The sequence below is a fragment of the Kitasatospora sp. NPDC059827 genome (genome assembly GCF_042731675.1).
Classification (GTDB): domain Bacteria; phylum Actinomycetota; class Actinomycetes; order Streptomycetales; family Streptomycetaceae; genus Kitasatospora.
Map to the genome: position 1 here is coordinate 91733 of NZ_JBHWIV010000027.1, position 9885 is coordinate 101617.

Sequence of the window (9885 nt, forward strand, 5' to 3'; positions counted from 1 at the left end):
ATGGTGCTCCGCCTGCTGGCCGCGACTGGTGTCGCCACCTCACTGTTCGGCTCGTCGGCCTTCGGCGGCAGCCCGGCCCCGGTCCCCGCCCCGCCCCCACCCCCGCCGCAGGAGCGGATCGTCATCGACAGTGTGGCCGTCAACGGCACCGGCTGCCCGGAGGGGACGGCGGCCGTCGCCGTGTCCCCCGACAACACCGCCTTCACCGTCACCTACAGCAACTACCTCGCCCAGGTGGGGCCCGGGGCGTCGCCGACCGACTTCCGGAAGAACTGTCAGCTCACCCTTCTCGTGCACGTCCCCAGCGGCTACACCTACGCGATCGTGTCGGCCGACTACCGCGGCTTCGCGTCACTGGCGACGGGCGCCTCCGGCACCCAGCGGGCCCGCTACCACTTCCAGGGCGACCCCCGCACCACCACCGCGACCCACCACTTCAAGGGCGGGTTCAACGGCGACTGGCAGACGACCGACACCGCGCCGGCCGCAGCCCTGGCCTTCGCCCCCTGCGGGGAGGAGCGCAACCTCGACATCACCACCGAACTGCAGGTCGACCGCGGCACCTCGGGCCCGGGCGACACCAGCTTCCTGGAGATGGATTCGACGGACGGCACGGTCAAAACCGTGTACCACCTGACCCTGCGGCATTGTCCATGACCTCCTGACCCCGCGCCCGGAGCCTTCCGGCGGCGTGCCGTCCGTGACACCTGTTCAGGTGCCGGCGAGGCCAGGCAGCGGGTCGCTCCCATCAACCTCGGAACAGCACCGGGCCTCCCAGGGAGAACCCGTAGACCTCGCGGCGGGTAGCCGGTCTCCTACGGCTTCCGGAGGGACACCGGCCGGGTGCGTTCGGTGCTACGAAGGGCAACGGGGGATGTTGGGGTCCCGGTCGACGGAGCGGGCGTTGCCGTCCGCATACCCGGCGAATACGTAGACGGTGGGTAGGACGTTGGTCCATCCACTGCCGTCGTTCCAGAAGATCCGGTTCGTGCGGTACCAGGTGTCGCCGTAGTTGCCGATGCTCTCGCCGACGGTCCAGCACTGGGCGATGATCGCGCCACCGGGAGGTACGTCGGCCCACCCGTCCTTCGAGCTGGTGTTGGGAGCGTCGTAGAGGCCGACCCAGTGGCCGACATTGATCGGGACGTAGTCGTCGGCGTGAGCATTCCCTACGGCCGAGACAAGCGCGCCGACACTCAAAGCCGCAGCCGTCGCGACCGCCGCCGTACGGCGGCCCACCCTGAACCTCATGCAGTTCCTCCTGTTGTCAGGCCCTCTGCCGTGCAGACGACAGCGCAGTTGGAGCGGGAGCTCTCCCGAGCAGATTGCCTCTCCACGGCCACCGCGGGGAACGACGTTCGCCGGACATTCCCCTGACACTTCACCTCACACCTCCCCGGCTGCGCCCGCATGCCCTTGACGGGTCGTCAGCACTGCGGAGCGGTGACGCGCAAGTGACCGCAACCGGCTTGGTACTGGAGGGTGTTGTGGGGCTAGATTTCGTGGGGATCGACCCTGAGGCGGGGAAGGAAGGGCCGCCCATGGGGACCCTCGCCTGGTGGCACGAGGAGGGCGAGCCCGGCATCGCGCGCCTCGGGCTGACCGTCACCCCGGACGGCTGGCACGCCTGGCTGGACGACCCCGGCCGGCCGATTCGATGAGCCCGCCGTCCGGGACGCCCTGCGCTGCGGCCGGCCGGCGTGCTCCAGGGCCTGCTGGAATTCGTCCCGGGTCATGGCGCGAGGTGCTCCAGCCAGTCGCGCCACTCGCACAGCGAGGCCACGACCCGGTCGAGGGTCTGCTCCGGTGGTGATCGAGTGTGACCCGCAGCACCAGGTCCCCACCGGCCCGCCGTCGACGTCCGCCTCGCCGAGCGACCAGCGCCACGCCGGGCCGCCCGGCCCACCCGGACCACCCAGGGACACCCGCGAGGGCTGTGCGCCCCCCGTTCCGGCTCCACTGGTTCCGGGAGGGTGGCGACGCGGCCCGGTTCGTGCTGCGAGACTGTCGATCATGACAGACCACAGCCCTCTCGTAATGCCCACCTTCTCCGCGACCGCCGCCGACACGCCCCTGCCCACCCAGTCCGGCGCGCGCCGGCCGCCGCTCGAGCAGGGCGCCGACTTCCGGCAGCCGCCCGGCGAGACCGCCGCGGTGCCCGCCCCGGCCCGGCGTCCGCTCGCGGTCGGCGGCCTGACCTTCTCCGACCCGGACCGCCAGATCTGACCACCAGGCCGCCTGCCGCAGGCCCCTGACCTGCGACGCTGCCCTCGATGACGGCGAGCAGGCGAGCAGGTGGGTGCCGCCGGAGCCGAGGAGTACGAACTGCGGCTGCGGATCGCACCGTGTAGTCGGGTGCGCCGTGGTTCTCACGCGGTGAGGGTGCCCAGGGCGTCCCGCGCGGCGGCGGTGGCGGCGGCCTCGGCCTCCGAGGGCGGGACGTCCTTCAAGGTGTAGCCGGAGCGGGTGGCCGCCTGGTAGTTGACGGTGATGAGCGCGTTGCGCTGGAGCACCACGAGTTCGATGCGGCCGTAACCCCACGCAACGGTGTAGAGCAGGGTCGCCTTCTCCCCGATGCCGGGGACCGGCCGGTCGTCGGTGATCTTCATGGTGCCGGCGCTGGTGGCCGCCATCGTCCGGGCGCTGCTCAGCGTTTCCTGGTAGATGCTGTCGGTGCTCGGGGACAGCGTGACCAGGACCTGCAGCATGATCAGGCCCGAGTCCTGGCTGGTCCAGCTCCCGCCCGTCACCGGTATGCCCCCGATCGGCTTCTGCTCGGTACAGGGGGCGCCCTTGGCATAGCGGGCGACCGTCTCGGGGCGCACCAGCGAGCAGCCGGCCGCTGAGGCGGTGTAGAGCGCCGCGGACGGGGACGCCGGGCCGGAGGACGCGACCGCGGCGGAAGCGTTCGTCGCGGACGAGGCGGTCGCGGTCGGCGTGACGAGGTTGGCCACCAGGCCCAGGACGAGCGCGGCGGCGCCCGCGCCGGCCGTGATGCCCCCGAGCAGCCAGGTCCACCGCCGGGCGGGCCCGCCCGGGCGCAGGTCCGCCGGGTCGGGGAGGGTGGCGGGAACGGCCTGGGCGGGCAGGGGGCTCGTGCGCGGGAGGGTGGGCAGCGGCTGTGTCGCCGGCGGGGTGTCCTCGATCTCGGCCATCTCGTGCGGAACCCTTCGAAGGCTGTCAGCCGCCGGCTGACAGGTGGTAGGCGGTCAGGGTGGGCCCGTAGCCGACCAGCAGGGCCGCGTCCTGGACCAGGACCTGCGGGTCGCCGGGCTGGCGGGCGAAGGACTGGTGCCACTGCGGGCTGCCGTCGGCGCCGGCCAGCGACTGGAGGGCGAAACCGCCCGTGTCCGTGGGCGAGGTGACGAGGACCGAGTTCCCCCAGGAGCCCCGTACGGTGGCGGCGCCCTGCGCCGACGGCCAGGTCCACGCGGTGGCCCCGGTGCGCAGGTCGGTGGCTGACGCGCCCTGCGGGCCGCCGGTGGCGACCAGGGCCGCGACGTCCGCGCACCCGGTGATGGCGCCGGTGTGGGTGCCGCTCCAGAGCCGGGAGCCCGCGGTGTCGAAGGCCGCCGTCGCGGTCTGCCCGTCGGTGGCCGTCGCCCCGGAGGCAGGAAGACAGGTGAGCACCGCTCGGCGGAGCGAGAGCGAACCCAGATAGGCAGTGCCCGTCGCAAAGGCCGGCGGAAGGCCGCTCGGCCGGCTCCACAGGGCGGTTCCGCGCTCGCCGTCCACGGCGGTCAGGGCACGGTCCGGACCCAGGGCGTACAGGCTGGTGCCGCTCGGTGGCGCGTACAGCTCCTGGGCGTCCAGCGACCAGCGCCGGCGGCCGCTCGTGCGGTCGAGCGCCAGGAAGCGGAAGCCGCCGTCGGCGCCCGAATCGCCGAGGACCGTGACGACCAGCAGGCCCGCCGCGTCCATGCCCTGGACGCGGTAGTAGGTGCCCAGTGCCGCACCGCTCCACAGCCGGCGCCCCCCGGCCGCGTCGTAGCCGTTCAGTGCTCCGTCCGCTCCGGTGACCAGCAGCAGGCCCGGCAGCGGCAGGGCGAGGGACTGCGCACCGGGGACCGGGTCGGGCGAGCGCCAGATCTCGGTGCCGCTGCGCGCGTCCCGTGCCCGCACCGAGCCGTCCTGGTCCACCGACCACACCCGACCGCCGTCGCCGACCGGGAGCGCCCCCGCCTCCACGGTGCTGCTCCACAGCACGTGCCCGTCGGAACGGGCGTAGCCGATGGTTGCCGTGCGGTCCGCGCACACCACAGCCTCCGGGCCGCAGGCCACCGGCGCCATCCCGGCCCGGGGGAGGGCGGCCGTCCAGGCCTTCGGGGGCGCCCCCGCGTTTCCCGGCCACAGCACCCGGGTGGCCCCGCCCGCGGCGGCCGTGGCGAGCAGCGCGCCGCCGAGGACGAGCAGCCGGCGCCGGGTGCCGTTCGGATCGCTCAGCACCCGGGCCAGTTCACGCTCACGCCCGCGTACGGTCCGCTCCGCCCCGCCCATCCAGTCGGTGCCGACCGCCGGGCCGTACCGGAAGGCCTCGGCGAGCTCGGCCGGTGCGGGCCGCCGGGCCGGGTCCCGGTCCAGACAGCGCACCAGCAGTCCGGTCAGCTCCGGCGGCACCCCGTCCAGGTCGGGGGGCTCCTCGGAGGCCCGGTAGACCAGCACCGCGGGCGGCCCCTCGCCGAAGGGCGCGCGGCCGGTCGCGGCGAAGGCCAGCACGGCGCCCAGCGAGAACAGGTCGCTGGCGGGGGTGAGGGTGCGGCCCGCCGCGTGTTCGGGGGACATGAACCCGGGCGTGCCGATGATCTGGCCGCTCGCGGTGGGCAGCGCGTCGGCCGTCGGCTTGCTGATCCCGAAGTCGATGACCCTCGGGCCGTCCCGGGCGACCAGGATGTTCGAGGGTTTCAGGTCCCGGTGGATGATCCGGGCGCGGTGGACCGCCGCGAGCGCCTCCACCAGCCCCGCCCCCAGGACGTGGAGCGCGGGCCGGGCGAGCGCGCCGTGCCGCGCCACCGCCTCGTACAGCGACGGTCCGGCGACGAACTCGGTTGCCAGCCAGGGGAGTTCCGCCTCCGTGTCGGCGTCCACCACCGCCACGGTGTAGGCCCCGTTGACCGACCTGGCCGCGGCCACCTCCTGGGCGAACCTGCGCCGGAACTCCGGATCGGCCGCGTACTGCTCCTGCACGGTCTTCACCGCGACCGGGCGCCCGCTGCCGGTGGCGGCCAGATAGACGGCGCCCATGCCGCCCGCGCCGAGTCTGCGCAGGACGCGGTACGGGCCGATGCTGCGCGCGCTCATCCGGCACCGGCCCGGAAGGCGCGCAGCGTGGTGGACGAGGCGCAGTAGAGCGTCGGGCCGTCGGCCGCGGTGGTCCACAGGCCCTCGTCGGAGGGCGGCCGGGCCACCCAGCGGAGCGTGCCGCGGGCGGCGTCCAGGACGGCCGACCCGTACGGACCGCCCTGCAGCGGGACGGCGAAGAAGCCGTCACCCGCGGACGGAGCCCGGAAGTCCCCGCTCGCACTCGGAAGGGTCACGGCCGCCACGGTGCAGTGCCACAGTCCCCGGCCGGTCGTGACGTCGAGGCAGTAGGCCGTGCCCTGGGCCCCGGACAGCAACAGCCGGTCGCCGCCGAGCGCACAGCCGAAGACCGCCTGCGGGACCGGGGGAGCCGTCCAGCGCTGCCGCCCGGTCGCCGCCTCCACGGCCACCACCGTCCGGTTGGCGACGACCACCAGCAGGTCGCCGGCGCGCAGCAGCCGCGCGGGCACCCCTGCGCCCGCGGGCGCGAGGCCGGCGGCCTGCCAGCGGGACTCGCCGGTGCGCAGGTCCAGCGCGTGCAGGACGTCACCGTCCCGGTAGTAGCACCTGCCGTCGGCGACCAGGCCCATCGTGCTTCCGGAACCGCTGTACAGGTCGTCCATGTCGCGGGCCATCGACACCGCCAGGCTCTGGGCGACGTCGTGCTGCCACAGCACCTCACCGCTGCCCAGATCGGTCCCGACGACGACTCCGCCGCCCGTGGAGGTCTGCCGGGCCGTCACCACGGTCCGGTCGTCCGCGCCGAAGACCCGCAGGGTCATCGCGGCGTCCATGTGCTGGTCGGCGGGCACGGTGAGCGGTGTCCGGTGGGTCTGCGCCGCGGCGTCCAGCCACACCAGGCTCGTGAAGTCCGGGGACGTCCCGTAGAGCAGCCCGCCCTGCGCCTGGAAGAACTGGACCTCCTGCTGGGACCACGCCGTACGCCCCGTCGAGGGGTCCACACCGGTCGCGCCCGTGCCCTCGTTCCACCACACCGGCGTCGAGCCGACGAGGGACAGCTGGTGGAGGACCGTCACGCCGCTGAACGGCCGGCTCCACAGCGGGGCCGGCGCATCGGGCGAGGCACCGGCGCCGCCCGCGCCGGTTCCGCCCGTTCCCGCGGCGCCCGCACCCGCGCCGCCCGCGTCGGCTCCCCACGCGTCCACGGGGTCACCGACCGTCGCCGCCCCGGCCGCCGCCCGGGCCCGGCGGGTGAGCAGCAGCGGCACGCCCACGGCCGCCGCCGCGCCCGCGCCGAGCCCGGCACCGAGGCCGAACAGCCCGCGCCGGCTCAGCGACCGCCACGCCCGCACCGCCCGCGCGGGCGGATCCGCGGGCGGCGCCGCCAGGTCGATCCCGGCCTGCCGCTCCCGGGCCTCGAAGTCGGCCAGCAACCCCGGACTCAGCAGCGCCGCCGGATCGGCCGGGGCCAGCGCGGCCAGTACGGCCGCCGCCGTGGGCCGCCGACCCGGGTCCTTGTCCAGGCACGCGGCCACCAGCGGGCCCAGCGCGGCGGGCACCCCGGAGAGGTCCGGCCACTCGTACACCACCCGCCGGTTGATCTGCGCGGGCTCACCGGTGCCGAAGGGGGTACGGCCGGTGAGCGCGTACACCAGCAGGCAGCCGAGCGAGAACACGTCCGAGGAGGCGAAGGTGACGGACGCGGAGACGACGCGCTCGGGGGCGATGTATCCGGGGGTGCCGCACACCATGCCGGTCCGGGTCAGGTGGACCGCGTCGAAGGCCCGGCTGATCCCGAAGTCGATGACGCGCGGACCGTCCCGCGCGATCAGCACATTGCCCGGCTTGAGGTCACGGTGCACCACCCCCACCGCGTGGATCGCGGCCAGCGCCTCCGCCAACGCCGCCCCCAGCGCCCGCGCACCCGCCTCGCCCAGCGGACCGAACCGCCGCACCACCTCGCCCAGCGACGGCGCCGGCAGGTACGCCGTGGCCATCCACGGCCGCGGACCGCGCGGCTGCGCGTCCACCACGGGCGGCGTGTGGAACCCCGTCACCCGCCGGGCGGCCTCCACCTCCTGCTGGAACCGGCGCTGGAACTGCGGGTCCTCGGCGTACTCGGGCCGGATGACCTTCACCGCGAGCAGCCTCAGCCCGGGCGAGCGGGCGAGGTACACCACCCCCATCCCGCCCTCGCCCAACGGCCGCAGCAACTGATGGGGGCCCACGAACACGGCCGCCCGCGCCCCCGCGCCCTCGCTGTCACCCTTGGCAGCCACCAAGCCTCCCCCGCCCTCGCCGCCGTCACCAGACAGGGTGGCACGGACAACTCATCCGGTGGACCCCTTCCGTCCATCGAAGGCCCCCCGTCCGGCGGGCGGGAGGAGACTCGTCCTGCACAGCCACAGCCACAGCCACAGCCATAGCCACAGCCACGGCCACGGCCACGGCCACGGCCACAGCCGGTCGGTGCGTCAGGGGGAGAGCGTGATCGAGCTCGTTTTCAGCGTGCGGGACGTGGCGCGGGCCCGGTTCAGCAGTTCGCCGATGGACCATCTGCTGCTGGGGGCCGTCGGAGCCGCGCGGGGTCACTACGTCGGCGCGTCGAGCACCCGGGAGCGGTGGTGGCGGCGGGTGCGGGCGCAAGCACCGGCGAAGGCCGCGCCGTTCATCGACCTGGTCAACGCGAGCAGCGAGGGGATGCCGGACTTCCTCGGCGCGGACGTCCTCGGGCACTGTCGGCGGCTGAGCGACGAACTGGACGGCATCACCGCGGTTCGCGACGACGTGGTCCGCAGCGACCTCGCCATGTACGAGCAGGTGCCGCGGGTGCCCAGAATCGTCGAAGAGCTGCGCGACGAAGGCAGCGCGGCCCTGCGGCGCGTCGCGGACGCGGCCTGGGCGCTGCACCGGGCGTGCCTGGCCCCGGACTGGCCCGACATGGAACGCGCGCTCCAGACCGACATCCAGCGGCGGGCCCGAACCATGGCCGAGCAGGGCCCCGGTGTCATGCTCGGCACGCTCCACCCCCAACTCGCCTGGCACGACCGGGGAGTGCTCGAGTACACCGAGCCGGCCGGCTTCGACGGCGTCTGGTCCGTCCCGCTCGAAGGACGCGGCCTGGAACTCCGTCCCAGCCTGTTCCTCCAGGAGGGCGTCGGCTTCCTGCTCCAGGACGGCCGCCAGCCAACCGTCTTCCACCCCGTCACCCCCGGCTCGCACCGGGACGGGCCGCCGGATCCGAGGGACGGCCTGGCCGTCCTGCTGGGGCCGGCCAAGGCCAGGGTCCTGCGGGCGGTCGGGCCCGGCAAGGGCACCACCGAACTGGCCCGGTGCCTGGGCATCAAACCTCCGACGGCCTCGGCGCACGCGGCGGCGCTGCGTGCGGCCGGACTGGTGGCGACCACCCGGCAGGGACGCACCGTGCGCCACACCCTCACCCCACTCGGCGCCGACCTGCTCGACGCCAACCCCGGGTGACGCGCCTGCCCGCGAGCGGCCCCCAACGCTCCGATTGGCCCACGGCAACGGCGCTCAATTGGATTCCTCGCGAGGGCATTCCTGCTGCCTAGTCTCGGAGCACACGCTGCGCCGCGGGTACGGCGCGCGCCAACGGGAGGGAATCGGCATGCGCGGGATCACCATCGGACTGTCCATCAGATTTCCTTCCCCTCAAGCCACTTCGCGACCGGTGCCGCTCGGCCGGAGCTGTCGGTGACCAGGCTCGACCCGCCCGTCCGAGCCGGGCACGCCGCCCCCGCGCAGCCGGGCACCCCGAGGGCCACGGCCCGGGCCCGGGCCGCCGTCCGTGGCGGCCGAGCCGAGGACCGCGGGCGCAGCCACGGAAGCGGCCGCCACGCCAGGGCCGCGGCGGTCCCGAGCCCCTGCTGGATCGCGACCCGCACCGCGGCCGGACGGCGCGGCGCGCAGCGGGCCCGCCGGGTCGCACGCAGAGCGGGTGTCCTTCCCCGTGGGCGCCGGGCAGCGTTGCGGACGGTGCGGCACGCTCATCCGGCCTGCTCGCCGTGGCGGGTCCGACCACGACCTCCGGCACCGCGCCCACGGCGGCGGGGGTTCCCGGCCTTCCCGGCTTTCCCGGCCTTCCCCGCGTCCGTCGCGGGGCGACGGGCGACGAGGCCCCCCGTCAGGAGCATCCGGCCGCGCGCCGGCACCCACACCGTCCAGCTGCCCCTGCCCTCCACCCGGAGCAGCGCCGGCCCGGGCGGCCGGGTCTCGATGACGTGGAACGGCGAGGCGCGCACCTACGTCCTCACCATTCCGGGCTGGGCCCTCGCGCGGGTCCCGCAGACCCGCAGGGGCAGGCCCTCCGCCGCCCCGGGGCGCTTCGACCCGGTGCTCGACGGGCGGGACCCGCTGGTCGGCGCCTGGATCGAACTCCTCCGGGGATTCGACGAGTTCCTCGCATCGCCGTCGAGCCGCCACTCCCCGCTGGGAGTACGGCACTTCGAGCAGCTCCTGATCGACGGCCTGCTGAGATCCCAACACCATTCCCAGCAGGGCAAGCTGACGACTAGATGAATGAGTCCGATGTCCTCAGTGGTCATAGGCGATGAGTGAGCGCTTGATCGCGGCGCCGGTGTTCCAGTTGTGCCAGATCGCGGCGGC

General features: G+C 74.6%; 8 protein-coding genes. 4 read left to right on the plus strand and 4 right to left on the minus strand.

Features of this window, described 5'->3' with window-relative positions; translation table 11 throughout:
* Positions 1 to 657 (plus strand): DUF4360 domain-containing protein, encoded by a 657-nt coding sequence (locus tag ACFV8H_RS19205; protein WP_380401189.1) that lies wholly within the window; start codon positions 1 to 3, stop codon positions 655 to 657.
* Between the two features lie 198 nt (positions 658 to 855).
* Here ACFV8H_RS19205 and ACFV8H_RS19210 read toward each other — a convergent pair whose 3' ends face one another.
* Entirely contained in the window at positions 856 to 1251 is a 396-nt protein-coding gene (locus ACFV8H_RS19210; RefSeq protein ID WP_380401191.1) for a hypothetical protein, read from the minus strand.
* A gap of 762 nt (positions 1252 to 2013) precedes the next feature.
* On the opposite strand from ACFV8H_RS19210, the gene ACFV8H_RS19215 reads away from it, so the two are divergent.
* A complete protein-coding gene (locus ACFV8H_RS19215; RefSeq protein WP_380401193.1) occupies positions 2014 to 2226 on the plus strand; it encodes a hypothetical protein in 213 nt (70 codons plus the stop codon).
* A 143-nt stretch (positions 2227 to 2369) separates the two neighbouring features.
* Here the strand turns inward: ACFV8H_RS19215 and ACFV8H_RS19220 are convergent, their stop codons facing one another.
* From ACFV8H_RS19220 to ACFV8H_RS19230, 3 genes are read right to left on the minus strand one after another with little or no spacing between them, the layout of a single operon-like run.
* Entirely contained in the window at positions 2370 to 3155 is a 786-nt protein-coding gene (locus ACFV8H_RS19220) for a hypothetical protein (RefSeq protein WP_380401195.1), read from the minus strand.
* 25 nt (positions 3156 to 3180) lie between these two features.
* A complete protein-coding gene (locus tag ACFV8H_RS19225; protein WP_380401197.1) occupies positions 3181 to 5298 on the minus strand; it encodes a protein kinase in 2118 nt (705 codons plus the stop codon).
* Complete coding sequence (locus ACFV8H_RS19230; protein WP_380401199.1) at positions 5295 to 7538, minus strand: protein kinase; 2244 nt, start codon at positions 7536 to 7538, stop codon at positions 5295 to 5297. The genes ACFV8H_RS19225 and ACFV8H_RS19230 overlap by 4 nt, the downstream gene beginning before the upstream one ends.
* A 208-nt stretch (positions 7539 to 7746) precedes the next feature.
* Here ACFV8H_RS19230 and ACFV8H_RS19235 point away from each other — a divergent pair, with 208 nt between their 5' ends.
* Together ACFV8H_RS19235 and ACFV8H_RS19240 are read left to right on the plus strand one after the other, a co-directional pair.
* Complete coding sequence (locus ACFV8H_RS19235) at positions 7747 to 8739, plus strand: hypothetical protein (RefSeq protein ID WP_380401201.1); 993 nt, start codon at positions 7747 to 7749, stop codon at positions 8737 to 8739.
* A 756-nt stretch (positions 8740 to 9495) separates the two neighbouring features.
* Entirely contained in the window at positions 9496 to 9798 is a 303-nt protein-coding gene (locus ACFV8H_RS19240; protein WP_380401203.1) for a hypothetical protein, read from the plus strand.
* Positions 9799 to 9885: the final 87 nt, after the last annotated feature.

Excerpts from the sequence above, each read along its gene's own strand:
- ACFV8H_RS19205 (WP_380401189.1), top strand. The coding sequence starts at position 1 with ATGGTGCTCCGCCTGCTGGCCGCGACTGGTGTCGCCACCTCACTGTTC.
- ACFV8H_RS19225 (WP_380401197.1), bottom strand. The coding sequence starts at position 5,298 with ATGAGCGCGCGCAGCATCGGCCCGTACCGCGTCCTGCGCAGACTCGGC.
- ACFV8H_RS19215 (WP_380401193.1), top strand. The coding sequence starts at position 2,014 with ATGACAGACCACAGCCCTCTCGTAATGCCCACCTTCTCCGCGACCGCC.
- ACFV8H_RS19210 (WP_380401191.1), bottom strand. The coding sequence starts at position 1,251 with ATGAGGTTCAGGGTGGGCCGCCGTACGGCGGCGGTCGCGACGGCTGCG.
- ACFV8H_RS19220 (WP_380401195.1), bottom strand. The coding sequence starts at position 3,155 with ATGGCCGAGATCGAGGACACCCCGCCGGCGACACAGCCGCTGCCCACC.
- ACFV8H_RS19240 (WP_380401203.1), top strand. The coding sequence starts at position 9,496 with ATGACGTGGAACGGCGAGGCGCGCACCTACGTCCTCACCATTCCGGGC.